The 18,213-nt window shown below is 59.9% G+C and carries 15 protein-coding genes and 1 riboswitch; of the genes, 6 read left to right on the plus strand and 9 right to left on the minus strand.

Annotated features, from left to right (window positions below):
• Positions 1–73: 73 nt before the first annotated feature.
• Positions 74–919 (minus strand): methylenetetrahydrofolate reductase [NAD(P)H], encoded by an 846-nt coding sequence (metF, locus tag HBN79_RS05310; RefSeq protein ID WP_094999872.1) that lies wholly within the window; start codon positions 917–919, stop codon positions 74–76.
• Between the two features lie 102 nt (positions 920–1,021).
• Positions 1,022–2,431, minus strand: a complete 1,410-nt coding sequence (ahcY, locus tag HBN79_RS05315; RefSeq protein WP_088378781.1) for an adenosylhomocysteinase — start codon at positions 2,429–2,431, stop codon at positions 1,022–1,024.
• A gap of 22 nt (positions 2,432–2,453) precedes the next feature.
• Positions 2,454–2,560, minus strand: a riboswitch (S-adenosyl-L-homocysteine riboswitch).
• A gap of 195 nt (positions 2,561–2,755) precedes the next feature.
• Between ahcY and HBN79_RS05320 the strand changes: the two genes are divergently transcribed.
• Both HBN79_RS05320 and HBN79_RS05325 read left to right on the plus strand, forming a co-directional pair.
• Entirely contained in the window at positions 2,756–3,157 is a 402-nt protein-coding gene (locus HBN79_RS05320) for a hotdog domain-containing protein (protein ID WP_016782518.1), read from the plus strand.
• Between the two features lie 197 nt (positions 3,158–3,354).
• Positions 3,355–4,206 (plus strand): formate/nitrite transporter family protein, encoded by an 852-nt coding sequence (locus HBN79_RS05325; RefSeq protein WP_094999871.1) that lies wholly within the window; start codon positions 3,355–3,357, stop codon positions 4,204–4,206.
• Between the two features lie 7 nt (positions 4,207–4,213).
• Here HBN79_RS05325 and HBN79_RS05330 read toward each other — a convergent pair whose 3' ends face one another.
• The 7 genes from HBN79_RS05330 to pilG form a co-directional block, all read right to left on the minus strand.
• A complete protein-coding gene (locus HBN79_RS05330) occupies positions 4,214–4,831 on the minus strand; it encodes a hemolysin III family protein (protein ID WP_094999870.1) in 618 nt (205 codons plus the stop codon).
• A 213-nt stretch (positions 4,832–5,044) separates the two neighbouring features.
• Positions 5,045–5,497, minus strand: a complete 453-nt coding sequence (locus tag HBN79_RS05335; protein ID WP_094999869.1) for a chemotaxis protein CheW — start codon at positions 5,495–5,497, stop codon at positions 5,045–5,047.
• Complete coding sequence (locus HBN79_RS05340; protein WP_169916432.1) at positions 5,490–11,366, minus strand: Hpt domain-containing protein; 5,877 nt, start codon at positions 11,364–11,366, stop codon at positions 5,490–5,492. The genes HBN79_RS05335 and HBN79_RS05340 overlap by 8 nt, the downstream gene beginning before the upstream one ends.
• 27 nt (positions 11,367–11,393) lie before the next feature.
• Positions 11,394–13,451, minus strand: a complete 2,058-nt coding sequence (locus HBN79_RS05345) for a methyl-accepting chemotaxis protein (protein WP_094999867.1) — start codon at positions 13,449–13,451, stop codon at positions 11,394–11,396.
• A 41-nt stretch (positions 13,452–13,492) separates the two neighbouring features.
• Positions 13,493–14,032: a chemotaxis protein CheW gene (locus tag HBN79_RS05350; protein ID WP_094999866.1), complete on the minus strand. Its 540-nt coding sequence runs from the start codon at positions 14,030–14,032 to the stop codon at positions 13,493–13,495.
• A 10-nt stretch (positions 14,033–14,042) separates the two neighbouring features.
• On the minus strand, positions 14,043–14,420 hold the full coding sequence (gene pilH, locus HBN79_RS05355) for a twitching motility response regulator PilH (protein ID WP_095019611.1): 378 nt from the start codon (positions 14,418–14,420) through the stop codon (positions 14,043–14,045).
• Positions 14,421–14,461: 41 nt separating this feature from the next.
• Complete coding sequence (gene pilG, locus HBN79_RS05360; protein ID WP_095019610.1) at positions 14,462–14,869, minus strand: twitching motility response regulator PilG; 408 nt, start codon at positions 14,867–14,869, stop codon at positions 14,462–14,464.
• Positions 14,870–15,116: 247 nt separating this feature from the next.
• On the opposite strand from pilG, the gene gshB reads away from it, so the two are divergent.
• The 4 genes from gshB (at position 15,117) to ruvX (ending at position 18,213) form a co-directional block, all read left to right on the plus strand.
• Positions 15,117–16,070 carry a glutathione synthase gene (gene gshB / locus HBN79_RS05365; protein ID WP_094999863.1) on the plus strand — a complete coding sequence of 318 codons (954 nt, stop codon included), beginning with the start codon at positions 15,117–15,119 and terminating at the stop codon, positions 16,068–16,070.
• A gap of 76 nt (positions 16,071–16,146) precedes the next feature.
• Positions 16,147–17,046: an energy transducer TonB gene (locus HBN79_RS05370; protein WP_094999862.1), complete on the plus strand. Its 900-nt coding sequence runs from the start codon at positions 16,147–16,149 to the stop codon at positions 17,044–17,046.
• A gap of 154 nt (positions 17,047–17,200) precedes the next feature.
• Positions 17,201–17,773 carry a YqgE/AlgH family protein gene (locus HBN79_RS05375; protein ID WP_094999861.1) on the plus strand — a complete coding sequence of 191 codons (573 nt, stop codon included), beginning with the start codon at positions 17,201–17,203 and terminating at the stop codon, positions 17,771–17,773.
• A complete protein-coding gene (gene ruvX, locus HBN79_RS05380; RefSeq protein ID WP_088378774.1) occupies positions 17,773–18,213 on the plus strand; it encodes a Holliday junction resolvase RuvX in 441 nt (146 codons plus the stop codon). Before HBN79_RS05375 ends, ruvX begins: the two co-directional genes overlap by 1 nt.

Below are 18,213 nucleotides of genomic sequence, written 5' to 3' on the forward strand. Positions count from 1 at the left end.
ATGCATACGACGCGCATCCCTTGACGGACCGCAGCGATGCCATCGCGGGCAAGCCCGCTCCCACAAAGGCAGATCAGCGCGGCAGCTTGAGGTTGTTCCAGATCGCCAGGCTCGGATCAGCCTGGTTCAGGGTGTAGAAGTGCAACCCCGGGGCGCCGCCGTCGAGCAGGCGTTCGCACATTTCGCTGATGACCTGCTCACCAAATGCCTGGATGCTCTGCGTGTCGTCGCCGTAGGCTTCAAGTTGCTTGCGGATCCAGCGCGGGATTTCAGCGCCACAGGCGTCAGAGAACCGCGCCAGCTTGCTGTAATTGGTGATCGGCATGATGCCCGGCACCACAGGAATCATCACTCCCGCTGCTTGTACGCGCTCGACAAAACGGAAGTAACTGTCGGCGTTGAAGAAGTACTGGGTGATGGCACTGTCAGCGCCAGCATGGGCCTTGCGCACGAAGTTGTTGATATCGTCTTCGAAGTTGCGCGCTTGCGGGTGCATTTCCGGGTAAGCCGCCACTTCGATATGGAAGTGGTCACCGGTTTCTTCACGAATGAAGCTCACCAGGTCATTGGCATAGCGCAGTTCGCCGCTGGCCATGCCCATGCCCGAAGGCAGGTCGCCACGCAGCGCAACGATGCGCTTGATCCCCGCGGCCTTGTACTGGGCCAGCAGGCCGCGCAAATCGGCCTTGCTGTCACCCACGCACGACAGGTGCGGAGCAGCAGGTACTTTTACTTCGCTCTCCAGTTGCAGCACGGTATTGATCGTGCGGTCACGGGTCGAGCCACCGGCACCGTAGGTGCAGGAAAAGAAATCCGGGTTGTAGGTCGCCAGCTGGCGAGCCGTGTTCATCAGTTTTTCATGTCCAGCATCGGTCTTGGTCGGGAAGAACTCGAAGCTGTAACGACGGTCTTGAGACATGGGAATACCCTGGCGTGCGCGAGGGGGGCATGGACAACCCCTGACGCTGAACTTTCACACAAAAAAAAGGCGGTCAGTGCAAGCCTGACCGCCTTTCTTTAATCAGTAACGGTAGGTTTCTGGCTTGAACGGGCCTTCGACGGTGACGCCGATGTAGTCAGCCTGTTGCTTGGTCAGTTGCGTTACAACGCCACCAAAACCACGAACCATTTCCAGGGCCACTTCTTCGTCCAGCTTCTTCGGCAGCACTTCTACGGTCAGACGCTCGGCTTGAAGCTCGGCTGGCAGGTCAGCGTACTTCTGGGCGAACAGGAAGATCTGCGCCAGCACCTGGTTGGCGAACGAACCGTCCATGATGCGGCTTGGGTGACCTGTGGCGTTGCCCAGGTTAACCAGACGGCCTTCAGCCAGCAGGATCAGGTAGTCATCGTTCTGTGGGTCGAATTCGCCCAGGCCAGTACGGTGAACCTTGTGAACCTGTGGCTTCACTTCTTCCCATGCCCAGTTTTTGCGCATGAAAGCGGTGTCGATTTCGTTGTCGAAGTGACCGATGTTGCACACCACAGCGCGTTTTTTCAGCGCGGCCAGCATGTTCTTGTCGCACACGTTGACGTTACCGGTGGTGGTCACGATCAGGTCGATCTTGCCCAGCAGCGCAGCGTCGATGCTGGCAGCGGTGCCATCGTTCTGGCCGTTGATGAACGGCGAAACCACTTCAAAACCGTCCATGCAGGCTTGCATGGCGCAGATCGGGTCAACTTCGGACACTTTAACGATCATGCCTTCCTGACGCAGGGACTGGGACGAACCCTTGCCCACGTCACCGTAGCCGATAACCAGCGCCTGCTTGCCGGACAGCAGGTGGTCAGTACCACGCTTGATGGCATCGTTCAGGCTGTGACGGCAGCCGTACTTGTTGTCGTTTTTGCTTTTGGTGACCGAGTCGTTCACGTTGATCGCAGGGATCATCAGCTCGCCTTTGGCCAGCATGTCCAGCAGACGGTGAACACCGGTGGTGGTTTCTTCAGTCACGCCGTGGATCTTTTTCAGCATGGCCGGGTATTTCTTGTGCAGCAGCTCGGTCAGGTCGCCGCCGTCGTCGAGGATCATGTTGGCATCCCATGGCTCGCCATCTTTAAGGATGGTTTGCTCCAGGCACCACTCGTACTCTTCTTCGGTTTCGCCTTTCCAGGCGAAAACCGGGATACCGGCAGCAGCGATAGCGGCAGCAGCCTGATCCTGAGTCGAGAAGATGTTGCACGACGACCAACGCACTTCGGCACCCAGGGCAACCAGGGTTTCGATCAGTACGGCAGTCTGGATGGTCATGTGGATGCAACCCAGAATCTTCGCGCCCTTGAGCGGTTGTTCTGCTGCATAACGGCGACGCAGGCCCATCAGGGCAGGCATTTCGGACTCGGCGATAAAGGTTTCGCGGCGGCCCCATTGGGCGAGGGACATATCGGCGACTTTAAAGTCGTTAAAACCTGCAGGCGTGTTTACAGCGCTCATCAAGAGCCTCCATTCGTTTAATCGCGAATGGGCGCCGTTGTGCGTTTAGTGCCTGCCCAGGGAGCCCTGAACAAACAACGCCCCATCCGAGCCTGACAGGTTGAACCTGCTGCAGCGCCCCTCGGACAGGTGGCGGGAACGGTACCGGGTAAAAATGACCGTTTTGAAGCGAGGGGCATTATAGCCATCCGCGCCGATGTTCCCAAGGATTTATCCACGGCATTTTGATTTGCCTAATCGAGACCATAGTCGAAGCTTAATAGAGCTGAGTGCCGTGGTCTGACATCATGGTCGGCATCTAAGGCAAGACGGTCAGGAGCGAATATGAATTTTCACACCCGCAAATGGGTTAAACCCGAAGACCTCAACCCCAACGGCACCCTGTTCGGTGGCAGCCTGCTGCGCTGGATCGACGAAGAAGCCGCGATTTACGCCATCGTCCAGCTGGGCAACCAGCGTGTGGTGACCAAGTACATCTCCGAAATCAACTTCGTCAGTGCCTCGCGCCAGGGCGACATCATCGAACTGGGCATCACCGCCACCGAGTTTGGTCGCACCTCGATCACCCTGACCTGCGAAGTGCGCAACAAGATCACCCGCAAAAGCATCCTGACTGTGGACAAGATGGTTTTCGTCAACCTGGGTGAAGACGGCCTGCCGGCGCCGCACGGGCGTACCGAGATCAAATACGTCAAGGACCAGTTCCAGGATGACAGCCAGGCTTGATGCCTGGCTCCCGTAGCAGCTGCCGAAGGTCTGAAGGGAATTTTAACTGTGGGAGCGAGCCTGCTCGCGAACGACTTTCGCGAGCAGGCTCGCTCCCACAGGGAGGGTTGACCGGCAACAGAGTATCTACAGGTCAAGAGTGAACAGCTACAGTCCATGCGTGTCGTACCTTCACACGCCTTCGGTTCTGGAGCCTTATGGACACTCAAAATTCAGGCAAAACCCCCAACCTGACGGCTGAAGAAAAGCACGAGGTCAGCAAAAACCAGCCACCGCGCGCCGCGGTGCTGCACGAAATCATCCGCCAGCAGGGCGATCTGGAACTGGAGCGCAGCATCGCCGCCCTGTTCTGGTCGGCACTGGCCGCCGGGCTGACCATGGGCCTGTCCCTTATGGCCATGGGCCTGCTCAACTCACGCCTGCCCGACGGCGACGGGTTCAAGGTCATCGCCAGCTTCGGTTATTGCGCAGGTTTTCTGGCGGTCATTCTCTCTCGCCAGCAACTGTTCACCGAAAACACCCTGACTGCCGTTCTGCCGATCATGAGCAAACCCACACTCAACAATTTCGGGCGGCTGCTGCGGCTGTGGGCGGTGGTGCTGGTGGGCAACCTGATGGGCACCCTGCTGGTGGCCTATGTGATGCTGCATTTGCCGATTTTCGACACGCAGACCGACAAGGCCTTTCTGGAAATCGGCCGCAAGGTCATGGAAAACGACGCCAGCCAGATGTTCGCCAAAGGCATTATCTCGGGCTGGATGATTGCCACCATGGTGTGGATGATCCCGTCCATGGAAAGCGCCAAGATGTGGATCATCATCCTCATCACCTACCTGATGGCCCTGGGTGACTTCACCCATATCGTGGTCGGTACGGCCGAGGTGTCGTATCTGGTGTTTGCTGGCGAGTTGCCCTGGAAGGACTTCTGGCTGATCTTTGCCGGCCCCACCCTGGCCGGCAATATCATTGGTGGCAGTTTTATCTTCGCCCTGATCAGCCACGCGCAGATCCGCAGCGACACCCAGAAGCCCAAGCAGGAGGTTCAGTAGCCCCGAGTCAGATCACATAATGGGCGATGGCCACAAAGTGCAGCAGGCTGCCGGCGATCACAAACAGGTGCCAGATGCCGTGGGCATGGCGCAGACGGTGGTCGAGGGCAAAAAAGATGATCCCCACGGTGTACATCACCCCGCCGGTGGCCAGCCATACAAAGCCTGCGGTACCCAGCGCTGCCAGCAAGGGCTTGACGGCCACCAGTACAATCCAGCCCATGACCGCGTAGATAACGATGGACAGGATGCGGGCTTCGGAGCGCGGTTTGATCTCTTGCAGCATGCCGATCACCGCCATTCCCCACACGATGCCAAACAACGACCAGCCCCAGGGGCCGTGCAGCGTGACCAGGCAAAACGGCGTGTAACTGCCGGCGATCAGCAGGTAAATGGAGAGATGATCGAACTTCTGCATGATCACCTTGGAGCGCCCGCGCACGCTGTGGTACACGGTGGATACGCTGTACAACAGCACCAGCGTGACACCATAAATGGCCACACTGACAATCTTCTGCGGGCTACCGTCCAGGCAGGCCATTACCAACAACCAGATACTGCCTATTGCTGCCGCCACGGCACCCACCAGATGGGTCCAGGCGTTGAGTTTTTCCCCGTGATACATGTGCAAGATCCTCAAGAGCCGATAGTGCGACTGTGTCACCTGGTTATGAGATAAGGGTCAGGGTTGCGAGGTTAAAGGGCAATGCGGCGTTCGTCGAGCAGGGCAACCTGCACCCCCGCTGTGGGAGCGGGCTTGCTCGCGATAGCAGCACCGTGGTTTAACTGACTGAGCGCATCGCCTGCTCGCGAGCAAGCCAGCTCCCACACGTGCTGCTTAATCCGCGCTGCCCCGCACCAACCGTTCCAGCGCCAGCAAGTCCGGGATTTTCGCCACATGATCGCCCACCTGTACCGCCGCGCGCTCCAGCGGGCACAGCGGCACGTCGACAAAGCTCAACTGGCTGTCGACCTTGTAGGAGCGCGGGATGCCCTGAATCACCATGGCCATGAATTTGAAATCCGGGTCACCACCCAGCGTGTTGAGGATGACGATCCGCGCCCGCTCACCGATCACCAGTGGCCCGCCGCATGCCGCTTCAAAGCTGATCAACGGCAGTTGGTGGTCGCGCCAGGTAATCTGGCGCAGGTGCCAGGGCGGGGAGTCGCTGCTGGGCTCGCCGCGCTGCCAGCCGATAAGCTCGGCAATGGCCACATTGGGCAGCAACAGATAGCGATCTGCTAGCGGCAGCAGCAAGCCGGTCAAGCTGCCCACGCGATGGTCAAGCATGGAAGTTGCTCCAGTAGGCAATGCGCTCCAGCAGCACGGACTCTTGATAAGGTTTGCCCAGGTAGTCGTTGACGCCAATGGCCATCGCCCGGTTCTGGTGTTTTTGCCCGGTGCGCGAAGTGATCATGATGATCGGCAGGTCCTTGAGGCGCGGGTCGTTACGCACGCGGGTAGCCACTTCGAAGCCGTCCATGCGCGGCATTTCAATGTCCAGCAGCATCAGGTCAGGGGTGTGCTCTTCCAGTACGCTCATGGCGTCGACCCCGTCCTTGGCCGTGATGACGTTCATGCCGTTGCGCTCCAGCAGGCGGCTGGTGACTTTGCGCACGGTGACCGAGTCGTCCACCACCAGTACCAGCGGCGGGCGCACGGCCGGGGTGAATTCCAGGGCGCCCACCGCCTCGTGCTGCGCCCGCTGCAACGGCTGACGCGCCTGATGGGCACGGATATAGGCCGGCAGGTCGAGGATCAGCACCACCCGCCCGTCCCCCAGAATGGTCGCGCCCGACAGGCCCTGTACCCCGGTAAATTGCGGGCCGAGGCTCTTGACCACAATCTCCCGCGAACCCAACAGCGCATCCACCTGCAACGCCACGCGCTGGTCCTGGCAATGCACCAGCAGCACCGGCAGCGAATGGCTTTCGCCCACCAGCTTGGGTTTGCCCACGGTTTGCAGCAACTCGCCCAGGTAACGCAGCTCGTAGGTTTGCCCACCGTAGTGATAAAGCGGCGGGTTGAGCTGGTAGTAGCCTTCCAGCTCGTTGGGCATGACGCGCACCACACCTTCAACGGTGTCGAGGGCAATGGCGTATTGTTCGTCTGCGCACTGCACCATCAGGGCCCGGTTGAGCGACACGCTGAAGGGCAGGCGAATCTGAAAATGCACGCCCTGGCCCGCCACCGAATCGATGGTCATGCTGCCGCCCAACTGGCGCACCTCTTCATGTACCACGTCCATGCCGACGCCACGCCCGGAAATCTGGGTGATTTTTTCGGCCGTGGAAAACCCGGGCTGCAGGATGAACTGCAGCACCTCACGGTCGCTGATGCTTGCTTCAGGGTTCAGCAAGCCACGCAGGATGGCTTTGCGGCGCACGGCTTCCAGCGGCACTCCCGCGCCATCGTCGTGCATGTCGAATACTACGTCGCCGCCTTCATAGGACAGTTCCAGGCTGATCAGCCCCTGCTCCGGCTTGCCGCTGGCATGGCGCACGTCGGCCGGTTCCAGGCCATGGTCGACGGCATTGCGCAGCATATGCTCCAGGGGCGCAACCATGCGTTCCAGAACGTTGCGATCGATCTCGGCTTCGGCATTGATCACGCTGAATTCAACCTGCTTGCCCAGCTCGCTGGCAACCTGGCGCACCACCCGCTTGAGGCGCGGCAATACGCGCTCGAACGGCACCATGCGCGTGCCCATCAGGCCCTCTTGCAATTGCGTGTTCACCCGCGCCTGTTTTTGCAGCAGCCCGTGGGCGTCCTGGTAGCGGGCCGTCAGGGTCGCCTTGAGGTCGAGCAGATCGGAAGCTGATTCGAACAGGGCTCGGGACAGCTGCTGCAGCAGGGAATGGCGGTCCATTTCCAGCGGGTCGAATTCGTCGTAGGCCACGCCATCGGCTTCGGTGTGCGCGCGGTTGTGCAGGCGACCCTGGGTTTCGATGTCGAGGCGCCGCAGTTGATCCTGCATCCGCTCAAGGGTGGTCTGCATCTCGTTGAGGGCGACCTGACCGTCGTTGACCTGCTGTTCCACACGCCCCCGAATGATCGAGGCTTCACCCGCCAGGTTAACCAGGTCTTCGAGCAGCTCGGCCGGAACCTTGAGGGTGTCCAGCCCGGTGCGCTCACCTTCGGGCACCGGTGCAGGCGCAGGCTCGGGCTTGACCGGGGTGGCAGGTGTCGGCCGGGCGTTACGCTCAATCTGGCGGATTTTCTCGATCAGCACCTGGGGCGAAGGCAGCGCCTGACCACTGCGCAGCGCGTCAAGCATTTGCGCAAGCTGGTCGTGGCAACGCTGCAGCAACACAAAGAGCCCATCACTGGGCGTGATGGCACCTACCGAAATATCCTCGAAAAGGGTTTCAAGCTCATGGGAAAAATCGCCAATCGCGGCGACCTCCACCATCCGCGCCCCGCCCTTGAGGGTATGCAGGTCGCGCAGCAGGTTTTCCACTTCAAGGTGGCTTTGCGGCTCGGCTTGCCAACGCGCCAGGGCCGCACCCGAGCTTTCGAGAATATCGAAGGCTTCTTCGAGGAAGATTTCCTGTAACTGCGGATCTTCATTGCTCGGTGGCGCTTGCGGGGCAACGCTGCCAGCATCAGGCAGGGCTGCACTGTAAAGACGAAAGCCGCGAATGGCCTCGATCAGTTCATAAGGCTCGCTCAACGTTTGCTTGTGCAGCAATTTTTCAAGCATCAGCGCCAGTTGCTCGTGGCTGCGCTCCAGCAGGCGAGCCAGTGCCGGACTGTCACTCAGGCGCCGGTCCAGCAAGCCTTCATACAAGTGTTCAAGCTCATGGGCCAGTTCAGCGATCGGTTCAATACCGGCCATGCGCGCCCCACCCTTGAGGGTGTGCAAATCGCGCTGCAAGGACGACAGCGACGCCAGGCTGTCGGGTGCACTGAGCCAGCGCTGCAAGGCCTGCGCGGCACTCTCGAGGATGTCCACCGCCTCTTCGAGAAAAATCTCGACGATTTCATCATCGATGTCCTCGTCCTGGCCTCCACCCAATTGCCTGGTGGCGGCCCCCAGCTCGGTAACCCGCCCGCCATCACCGCGAATCAGCCCTGTGGCGTCAGGCGCGAGCCCTTCGTGCAGCAGCGCGTGCAGGGTCTGGACCAACTGCGGCTGCGGGGTGATTTCCTGCCCTGCCGCCAACTGGTCGAGCATGTTGATCAGGGCTTCCTGGGCATCATCGGCCGCTTCGAAAAAACGCTCGCTGGGTGCCAGGCTGCTTTCTTCGACCGCGCCATAGAGGTCAAGCAGGGCTTCGCACAGCGCATCCATGGGCTGCAAGTCCAGCAGGTGGGCAGACTCACCCAGGGTGGTCAGCTGATCCAGCAGGCTGTCCAGGCCATCGCGTTCATGGGGGTTCTGGTGCCAGGTTTTAAGCAGCTCCTGGGCATCGAACAGAATGTCCATGCTCTCGGCCAGAAACTCGGCAATGCGCTGCGGGTCACGCCTGGCCACCCAACTGCTTGCAGGGCTATTGAGCAGGGTATCCAGGCGGCTGGCGATCAGTTGCTCGGTGCGCTCGATCAGTGAGCGCGCACCCTGGATCTCGGCCAGCGGGTCGCTATCCAGTTGCTTGAGCCCCGCATGCAGCAGGGTGTCAGCTTCCAGCAGCAGGTCGATTTCATCCTCCCCCAGGGCAAGCGTGTGCGCCTTGTATTCACGCACCAGATGGTCCAACGGCGCGGCCAGTTCAGCCATGGGCATCACGCCTGCCATATGTGCGCTGCCTTTGAGGGTGTGCACGGCCAGTTGCAAATCGTCACTGGCCTGCAGCGGCATGTGTGCACGGGCCTGGTTCAGAAAACGGTCAAGGCGCTCAAGGTGGGCTTGTGCTTCCTGACGGAAGATATCCAGCAACTGTGGATCGAAACTGCCGGCGTCCTGGGTAATCAACAGTGGTTGCGGCTCGCCTTGGGCCAGGTGCTGCGCGCGTGCGGCCAGTTGGTCGACGTCTTCGCGTTGACGCTGGCTTTGTTCGGCAAAGGCCTGAATCAGTTCGGGCAGCATGGCCATAACGTCTTCAAGCAGTTGGAAGATCTGCGCAGACGGCGCCACGCTACGCTCAATCACCCGGTTGAGCAGGTTTTCGACCGCCCACGCCAGCTCTGCCAGCACCAGCGCACGCACCATGCGCCCGCTGCCCTTGAGGGTATGGAAGCCGCGCCGCAACTCGGCCAGCGCAACACTGTCCGCCGGGTTGGCGACCCATTGCGGCAGGCTGTCGTGCAGGCTGATCAGGACTTCGTCCGTTTCTTCGAGAAAGACTTCCAGCAGTTCTTCGTCCAGCGGCGCTTCATCCACGGGTGGCGGTAGCAAACTGGCAGGCATGTGTTGCGCCGGAGGATTGAGCGCCGACAGCGGGCTGGCCAGTACATCGGCCAGGCCAGGCGCCTGCAGGTCCGGCATCAGCGATTGCTCTTGGCCGCCAGGCCTATCATCGGACAATGGCACGGGATGCGTCGCCGGCGCGTAACCCAGTGCAGCCAGGCTGTTTTCGGCCCGATCCAGCACCTGCTCGCTCGAAGCACCAGGGTCCTGGGCCAGGCGTTCCAGGTAATACTCAATGCTGATCAACGCATCGGCCAAGTGATCAAGTTGCTCGTGCGCGGGGTGATCAGACCCTTGCAGCACGCGCTCACGCAAATATTCATTGCAGGCTTGCAGCAAACTGGCCGCGCGATTCAGGGGAATCATCGCCAGCGCCCCGCGGATTTGCGTCAACAGCGCAGGCACGGACTGCAAGTGCTGGCGGTCGTACTCGGCCGCCAGATAATCGCCGATCAGGTCTTTGACTTCTTCAAGGCCGATGCGGGCTTCCTTGATCACCAACTGGTGAATCTGCATCAGGTCAGTGGTGGGCAACCGGCTTTCTTCACGCAGCGAGGGCTCGACGCTGCCGACCATACCGGCCAGGGTGGCCTCGACATAAAGCAGGGCCGAAGCCACATCCATCAACACCGCATCGGTGGGTTCGCGCTGGCCCTGGGCCAGGCTTTGCAACACCGCCAGTTGATCAATGATGACTTTACGCGGTTGCCCGAACCCCAGTACGGCCAGGGTGTCAGCGATCTGACGCAGTGGCGCCATCAGGCTGCTCAGTTCCGAGACATGCAGGCGATCACTGCGCACAAACAGGTCGAGGCGTTCCTTGACCCGCACCAGTTCTTCGCACAACGCCGCCACCACCGAGCGCATGGCATCCCGGTCAGGGCCGGCCAACCGCGCCCGCTCCTCGTCGACCATCGCCGCATCGGGCATGGCCTGATCCAGTTCGTAGTGGTTTTTCAGCGCGAGCATTTTCGTGGTCGGATGCTCGGCCTTGGCAATATAAAACAGCAGGCTGGTCAGCAGGTCTTCGGGGGCAGGATGGTTGATGGCCTCGATGCCCTGTGCCAGCAGGCGCTTGAGTTCCTTGTCGGATTTTTTCAGCAGGCTGCGCAGGGCCGGGCTGTTGGGCACCCGACCTTTAAGCATGCCGTCGACCAGTGCAGCGGCAATTTTCCACAAGGCGTTGAGCGGTGCTCCCTGGCAAATGCCTTGCAGTTGCGCGAACACCGCGGCCATTTTTTCCAGGTTGGCCTGCACCGCTTCACCGCGGCGCAAAGCCAGGAACGCGGCCTGCAGGGTGTGGCGCATCACGCGCAGCTGGCTCGGCAAGTCAGCAGGTGCCAGCCGGGCCAGGGCGGCCTCATCCAGGGCGGGCAACACCTGCAAGGGCGGGCTGAACAGGCTGGTTTCCGAGAGCAGGGCCTGGCCACGGGCGCTGCGCAAATCGTTGAGCAACGGCAACACCACCAGGGGCCAGTCGCGCCGGGCACTGTGGACGCGGTCCAGATACAACGGCAATTGGCTGAACGCTTGCTGCAGCAGGCGCAGGGCTTCATCGAGCTGGCTGACGCGGCCCTCCTGCAGGGCAATCACCAGTTGCTCCATCTCTTCGGCCAGCAAAGCCGCGCCATAGAATTCCACCATCAGCAAACTGCCATGCACCTGATGAATGCAATCCAGGCACTGTTCCAGCACGTCGGCGGCTGGCCGCTGGGCATAGGCGTCCAGCGCCACTCGGGCCTGTTTCAGGGTATGGGCAATTTCGCCTTTGACCCATTCAAGGGCCACATAGTCGTGCCGGTCAACCATAACGACTCCAGTCAGAATTGCAGCGCATTACTGTGGCTCATGGTCTTTGGACGGAGCAGGCAAAGTAAAACCGGACACCGAGCGCCGCAGCTGGCTGGCCATTTTGGCCAGATTGCCGATGCTTTCGGCGGTCGCCGTGGAGCCGGACGAGGTCTGATTGGTGATTTGCTGAATGACACTCATGGTCAGGGAAATCTGCGCCGCCGAAGTGGTCTGCTTTTGTGCGGCATTGGAGATACTTTGAATCAGGTCTGCCAGGTTTTGCGACACCCCTTCGATCTCTTCCAGCGCCACGCCAGCGTCATGGGCCAGACGGGCACCGCGCACCACTTCGGTAGTGGTTTGCTCCATCGAAATCACGGCCTCGTTGGTATCGGCCTGAATGGCCCGCACCAGGGTTTCGATTTGCCGCGTCGCCGCCGATGAGCGCTCGGCCAGGCGCTGCACTTCGTCGGCCACCACGGCAAAGCCGCGCCCGGCATCACCGGCCATCGAGGCCTGAATGGCCGCATTGAGCGCCAAAATATTGGTCTGATCGGCAATATCATCAATCAGGCTGACGATATCGCCGATTTCCTGTGAAGACTCGCCAAGGCGCTTGATTCGCTTGGCGGTGTCCTGGATCTGATCGCGAATATTGTCCATGCCGCGAATGGTGTTATGAACCACTTCATTGCCCTTGTTGGCAATCGCTACGGAACGCTCGGCAACCGCCGAAGATTCGGAAGCGTTGGCCGATACCTCGTCGATCGAATGGGCCATTTCCTGGATCGCCCCGGAGGCCTCGGCAATCTGCTGGGCCTGATGCTCGGAAGCTTCGGCAAGCTGCATGGCGGTGGCCTGGGTTTCCTGTACCGCTGCCGCCACCTGGCCTGCTGTCAGGTTGATGGTGGCCACCAGTTCACGCAGCTGGTCGATGGAGTAATTGATCGAGTCGGCGATGGCACCGGTGAAATCTTCGGTCACCGAGGCGGTCACCGTCAGGTCGCCGTCCGCCAGATCGGCAATCTCGTCAAGCAAGCGCATGATCGCGTTCTGGTTTCGCTCGTTCTTTTCCGCCGTCTCGCGCAATTGGCGATTGGTTTCGCGCACCATCACCAGGCCGATCAAGATAATCGATGCCAGTGCCAGCAAGCCCAGAACATAACCGCCGATGATATCCAGCGAGCGCCCGCTGGCGAGGTTTTCAAAACCATTGGCCAGGGTCGAGGCTTCATCGAGGAGGGTTTGCGACAGGCTGAAAATGTTGTTTGCCGCTTCGCGCACATGGAACAGTTGCGGCGAGGTTTCAAGGATTTCATCCACCGTACCGGACACAAACTGGAACAGCTCGGAAATCTCCTGCAAGCGGGCGCGGGCATCCTTGTCTTCAACCTGGGTAATTCTCATCCCTTCATTGCCTTCGAGCATGCCGTTGAGCACCAGCCCGAAGCGGTTGGCATCACGGCCAAAGGCACCGGCGGCCTGGGCAGCGTTTTCGTCACCGGCCAGCACGGTATTGACCGCACCCAGAATACGCTCGGCCAACAAGGACTGGCGCTGGGCCAGGGCTACCTGGCTGGCAGGGGCGCCTCGCTGCAAAAGGATTTCGACGACTTTTTCGTATTCAACCTGCAACTGCGGCACGGTCTCGGCCAGGGTTGCAGCCACCTGATGCAGCGACAGCACGGTTTGTTCGCTGGCCAGAATGGCGTTGACGTTGTTGAGCAGCAGCTCCCAGTCACGTTGCACCGCCTGCATTTCTTTATGTACGGCTGCAGGAGCAGGAGGCAGGCCGGTGGCCGGGTCGCCTTTTCTCAGATAACCCCAGCGCTGGCTGAAATCATTGCGCGCATCAATCAGCAACTTGAATGCGGCGGCTTTGCCGGCAGCGGCCTCGGTGGCGTTTTTGGCGATACGCTGGGACAGCACCCGCAACTCACCTGCGTGGCTGATGTACTGCTTGTCGTAGTTGGACTGGGTATTGAGGTAAGCAAAGTTGGCGAATAACAGCATGATGAACACGATCAGGGCGATAAAAAGCACGATGATCTGCGAACGACTGCGCGACCCTTCCAGTGGTTTAGCGGTATTGGCTGTGGTCATCGATCAGGTCCCGAAATCCCGTTTTAAAGCTGAAAGCCTGCTCATACGGCCACCGCCCAGAACTGTGGCGCCCGGGCCAGGGCAAACGGGCTGAACACCCACCACAGGTGCTCAGCGGCAAAGTGCCCTTGCACATAAGGTGCAAATACCGGGTGGGGCAAGGTTTGCGTATCCGTATTGAGGTCGGCATGGGCGAAGTGCTGCATGCCCTGCACTTCATCGACCTGCAAGCCGACAAACACGTCTTTGTATTCCAGCACCAATACACGGCGCTGTTTACGCAAGGGTGACAGCTCGACCCCGAAAAAACCGCACAAATCCATGATCGGCAGCAGTTGCCCACGCAAATTGGCCACGCCCTTGACCCAGGGTTTTACCCCGGGCAGCAGGGTGAACCGTGGTTCATGCAGGATCTCGGCAATTTCGCCCATCGGCGCCACAAAACAATGCTCGCCGATGCGAAAACCAATACCGCTCCAGGTGTCGAGCTGCGCCTGTGCAGGCGCCAGACCCGCCGCCAGCGAGCGACAACGCTGGTCGATCTCAAGCAGCAGTTCGAAGGCTGTCAGTGCGCCGGGCATAGGATGACCGTCATTTAGGAGGGTTTTCTTCCAGGATTTGTTTCACCTTGAGGATCAGTTGCTCTTCATCCACCGGTTTGGTCAGGTAGCCCTTGGCACCCTGGCGCTGGGCCCAGACCATGTCGGTTTCCTGATCCTTGGTCGTCACGACGATCACCGGGATGTTGCCGGTTTCCGGATCTTTTGTGAGCTGACGCGTCGCCTGAAAGCCGTTGAGGCCCGGCATCACAATGTCCATCAAGACCACATCGGGCTTTTCCTGACGCGCCAGGGCAACACCGTCTGCGCCGTTTTCGGCCTTGAGCACTACATGGCCGTGCTTTTCGAGCATGCCGGTCAATTTGTACATTTCAGTCGGCGAATCATCGACGATCAGAATGCGAGCCATGGTGTTCCCCATTTATCAGGTGGTTGGCCGGCTGGCCGGTGTTATTGGGCACTTTGGGTGATAGTGAAGGCTGGCACATGTGCCTTGATTGCGCTCAGCAGTTCGTCGCGACTGAAGGGCTTGGTCAAAAATTGATCAGAGCCAACAATCCGCCCCTTGGCCTTGTCGAACAGACCGTCCTTGGACGACAACATGATCACCGGGATCGACTTGAAAGCCCGGTTGCTCTTGATCAGGGCGCAGGTCTGATAGCCATCCAGGCGCGGCATCATGATGTCGACAAAGATAATGTGCGGGTGGTGGTCGACAATCTTGGCCAGCGCATCAAAGCCATCGATGGCGGTAATCACCTCGCAGCCCACGTTTTTCAAGAGTGTTTCGGCGGTGCGGCGAATGGTTTTCGAATCGTCGATCACCATCACCTTCAAGGCGCTGGAATGCTTTTCCATATCTGCTCTACCATCGCCAAGGCGACCCGTTTTGTTACAACTGTACGGCCTGAAACCCCAACTCCTTGATGGACAAGGGCTGCAAGCACTGTGCGAGCCTTTTTAGCACAGTCACGACCTTCAATCTATCGAAGGGCTGCGGGCTGACTGGAGCAGGCGGTTTTTCCTTGACCGGGGCCACACTCAGCGCCACTCTGGCGCCACTTTTCAAAGCCTTTGCGCCCACTATTTATTTGAGGAATTTGCCATGAGCGTTCGAGTCGGGATTGTCATGGACCCCATTGCGGGCATCTCCTATAAAAAGGACAGCTCGCTGGCCATGTTGCTGGCAGCCCAGGACCGTGGCTGGACCCTGTTCTACATGGAGCAGCAAGACCTTTACCTGAATGAAGGCAAGGCCCGGGCCCGCATGAAGCCGCTGAAGGTGTTCGCCAACCCGCAAAAGTGGTTTGAGCTGGACGCCGAGACCGACACGGCCCTGAGCGATCTGGACGTGATCCTGATGCGCAAGGACCCGCCCTTCGACATGGAGTTTGTGTACTCCACCTACCTGCTGGAACAGGCCGAGCGCGATGGCGTACTGATCGTCAACAAACCGCAGAGCCTGCGCGACTGTAACGAAAAACTGTTCGCCACCCAGTTCACCCAATGCACGCCGCCAACCGTGGTCAGCCGCCGCGCCGACGTGCTGCGTGAATTTGCTGCCTTGCACGGTGACGTGATCCTCAAACCGCTGGACGGCATGGGCGGCACCTCGATTTTCCGCCACCGAGTGGGCGACCCGAACCTGTCGGTGATTCTCGAAACCCTGACCAACAACGGCACTCAGCAGATCATGGCGCAGGGCTATTTGCCGGCGATCAAGGATGGCGACAAACGCATCCTGATGATTGACGGCGAGCCGGTAGATTACTGCCTGGCGCGTATTCCGGCGCAAGGTGAGACCCGCGGCAACCTCGCCGCAGGCGGTCGTGGCGAAGCCCGCCCGTTGAGCGAAAAGGACCGCTGGATTGCAGCTCAGGTCGGCCCGACGCTGCGTGAAAAGGGTCTGCTATTTGTAGGTCTGGACGTAATCGGTGAGCACCTGACTGAAATCAACGTTACCAGCCCGACCTGCATCCGCGAGATCGATAATGCGTTCGGCACCAATATCGGCGCCCTGTTGATGGATGCGATAGAGCGCAAGCTCGCTGCACGCTGATCTGCAAGCCCTATAAAAGACCAACATTGCGCTATCATGGGCACCCCGTGAAACCCGCGATGTTGGTCTTTTTGCCATGACACCTCCCAACGACCTGCCCCCCGAACTCGGCCATAAAGGCGTGCGTGCGGCCGATCGCCTCGGATTTACCCTGTTTGTCGCGGCACTGCTGCATATTGCAGTGATCGTCGGCGTGGGGTTCAACATGGAAGCGCCCAAACAGATCAGCAAAACCCTGGAAATCACCCTGTCCACGTTCAAAAGCGAAAAAGCGCCGGAAAAAGCCGACTTTTTAGCCCAGGACAACCAGCAGGGCAGCGGCACGCTGGACAAGAAAGCCGTGCCCAAGACGACGGAAATCGCCCCTTTCCAGGACAACAGCGTCAAGAAGGTCACCCCGCCGCCTGCCGCCAAACCCGAACAGACCCAGGCCGCACCCAAGGCCGCCGTGACTACCGTGGCGCCCACGGCAAAAAAAGCCCCGAGCCAGCCGCAGAAGGTCAAGACCGAAGCGGCACCCAAGGCCAGCATTCCAACGTTCGACAGTTCCCAGCTGTCCAGCGAGATTTCCAGCCTCGAAGCCGAACTGGCCAACGAGCAGCAGCTGTACGCCAAGCGCCCGAAGATCTACCGCATGAGCGCGGCTTCGACCATGCGCGACAAGGGCGCCTGGTATAAAGAAGACTGGCGCAAGAAGATTGAACGCATCGGCAACCTCAACTACCCCGAGCAGGCACGCCGGGAAAAGATCTACGGCAAACTGCGCCTGCTGGTGTCGATCAACCGCGACGGTTCGCTGCATGAAGTGCTGGTGCTTGAATCGTCGGGCCAGCCGCTGCTGGACCAGGCGGCACAACGCATCGTGCGCCTGGCGGCACCTTTTGCCCCCTTTACCGGTGATCTGGCGGACATCGACCGGCTGGAGATCATCCGCACCTGGAAATTCGCCGAAGGCGACCGCCTGTCCAGCAACTGAAGCACTGTGGGAGCGGGCTTGCTCGCGATTGGATCGCTGCGTTTTAACGTTAAACCGCGCCGCCTGTATCGCGAGCAAGCCCGCTCCCACAAAGACCCAGGAATCTTGAGCTGCAAACTTGTCAGTTCACGCTGCCAGCGCCACACTAAGACTCATGAAAAAACACGCGCCGACTTACCTCAAGCATCAATTCCTGATCGCCATGCCCCATATGGCCGACCCGAACTTTGCCCACTCCTTGACCTACATCGTCGAGCACACGGCCAATGGTGCCATGGGGTTGATGATCAACCGTCCGCTGGAACTGAACCTGGCGGATGTTCTTGAGCAGTTGCGCCCGGAAAAACTTTCTTCACCCCTGTGCCAGCACGTGCCGGTCTTCGGTGGCGGGCCTGTCATGATCGACCGTGGCTTTGTCCTGCATCCGGCCAGCATGAACTTTGACGCTACAGTCGAACTCGACGACGGGCTGGCCCTGAGTACCTCTGCCGATGTGTTGTTCAGCATTGCCGACGGCCGCGGCCCGAACCGCAGCCTGATCTGCCTGGGCTATGCCGGCTGGGATGCTGGCCAGCTGGAGGCCGAATTGGCCGACAACGCCTGGCTGACCTGCCCCTATTCTGCTCATATCCTGTTTGATACCCCAAGCGAGCTGCGCCTCGACGCAGCCGCCAAACACCTCGGAGTGAACCTCAATTTGTTAAGCACCCAAGCAGGCCATTGCTGATGGCCAGCCTTCGTTTACTGCTGGGCTTCGACTACGGCACCCGCTCCATCGGCGTGGCTGTGGGCCAGATGATTACTGGCCAGGCCCGCGAACTGTGCAACCTGAAAGCCGAGAATGGCATCCCCAAGTGGGAAGAAATCGAAAAGCTGATCAAGGAGTGGCAGCCCGACGCAATGGTGGTCGGCATGCCCCTGAACATGGACGGCACCCCGAGCGACTTCTGCGCCCGGGCGCAGAAATTTGCCAATCGTCTGAATGGCCGCTTCAATTTGCCGGTTTTTACCCATGATGAACGCCTGACCACCTTCGAGGCCAAGGGCGAGCGCCGGGCCCAGGGCGGCCAGCGCGGCAGCTACCGCGACAACCCCGTTGATGCCATCGCCGCCAAACTGGTGCTGCAAGGCTGGCTCGACGAAAACCCGGCGCACTCTCAAGACTGA

Source organism: Pseudomonas sp. WS 5051 (assembly GCF_012985715.1).
Classification (GTDB): Bacteria; Pseudomonadota; Gammaproteobacteria; order Pseudomonadales; family Pseudomonadaceae; genus Aquipseudomonas; species Aquipseudomonas bubulae.

What these genes read in the sequence shown, in the direction of transcription:
- HBN79_RS05335 (WP_094999869.1), bottom strand. Translation starts at nt 5,497, where the DNA reads ATGCTTGACCATCGCGTGGGCAGCTTGACCGGCTTGCTGCTGCCGCTA.
- HBN79_RS05350 (WP_094999866.1), bottom strand. Translation starts at nt 14,032, where the DNA reads ATGCCCGGCGCACTGACAGCCTTCGAACTGCTGCTTGAGATCGACCAG.
- HBN79_RS05340 (WP_169916432.1), bottom strand. Translation starts at nt 11,366, where the DNA reads ATGGTTGACCGGCACGACTATGTGGCCCTTGAATGGGTCAAAGGCGAA.
- ruvX (WP_088378774.1), top strand. Translation starts at nt 17,773, where the DNA reads ATGGCCAGCCTTCGTTTACTGCTGGGCTTCGACTACGGCACCCGCTCC.
- HBN79_RS05330 (WP_094999870.1), bottom strand. Translation starts at nt 4,831, where the DNA reads ATGTATCACGGGGAAAAACTCAACGCCTGGACCCATCTGGTGGGTGCC.
- HBN79_RS05325 (WP_094999871.1), top strand. Translation starts at nt 3,355, where the DNA reads ATGGACACTCAAAATTCAGGCAAAACCCCCAACCTGACGGCTGAAGAA.
- HBN79_RS05370 (WP_094999862.1), top strand. Translation starts at nt 16,147, where the DNA reads ATGACACCTCCCAACGACCTGCCCCCCGAACTCGGCCATAAAGGCGTG.
- pilG (WP_095019610.1), bottom strand. Translation starts at nt 14,869, where the DNA reads ATGGAAAAGCATTCCAGCGCCTTGAAGGTGATGGTGATCGACGATTCG.
- gshB (WP_094999863.1), top strand. Translation starts at nt 15,117, where the DNA reads ATGAGCGTTCGAGTCGGGATTGTCATGGACCCCATTGCGGGCATCTCC.
- HBN79_RS05375 (WP_094999861.1), top strand. Translation starts at nt 17,201, where the DNA reads ATGAAAAAACACGCGCCGACTTACCTCAAGCATCAATTCCTGATCGCC.
- ahcY (WP_088378781.1), bottom strand. Translation starts at nt 2,431, where the DNA reads ATGAGCGCTGTAAACACGCCTGCAGGTTTTAACGACTTTAAAGTCGCC.
- HBN79_RS05320 (WP_016782518.1), top strand. Translation starts at nt 2,756, where the DNA reads ATGAATTTTCACACCCGCAAATGGGTTAAACCCGAAGACCTCAACCCC.
- HBN79_RS05345 (WP_094999867.1), bottom strand. Translation starts at nt 13,451, where the DNA reads ATGACCACAGCCAATACCGCTAAACCACTGGAAGGGTCGCGCAGTCGT.
- pilH (WP_095019611.1), bottom strand. Translation starts at nt 14,420, where the DNA reads ATGGCTCGCATTCTGATCGTCGATGATTCGCCGACTGAAATGTACAAA.
- metF (WP_094999872.1), bottom strand. Translation starts at nt 919, where the DNA reads ATGTCTCAAGACCGTCGTTACAGCTTCGAGTTCTTCCCGACCAAGACC.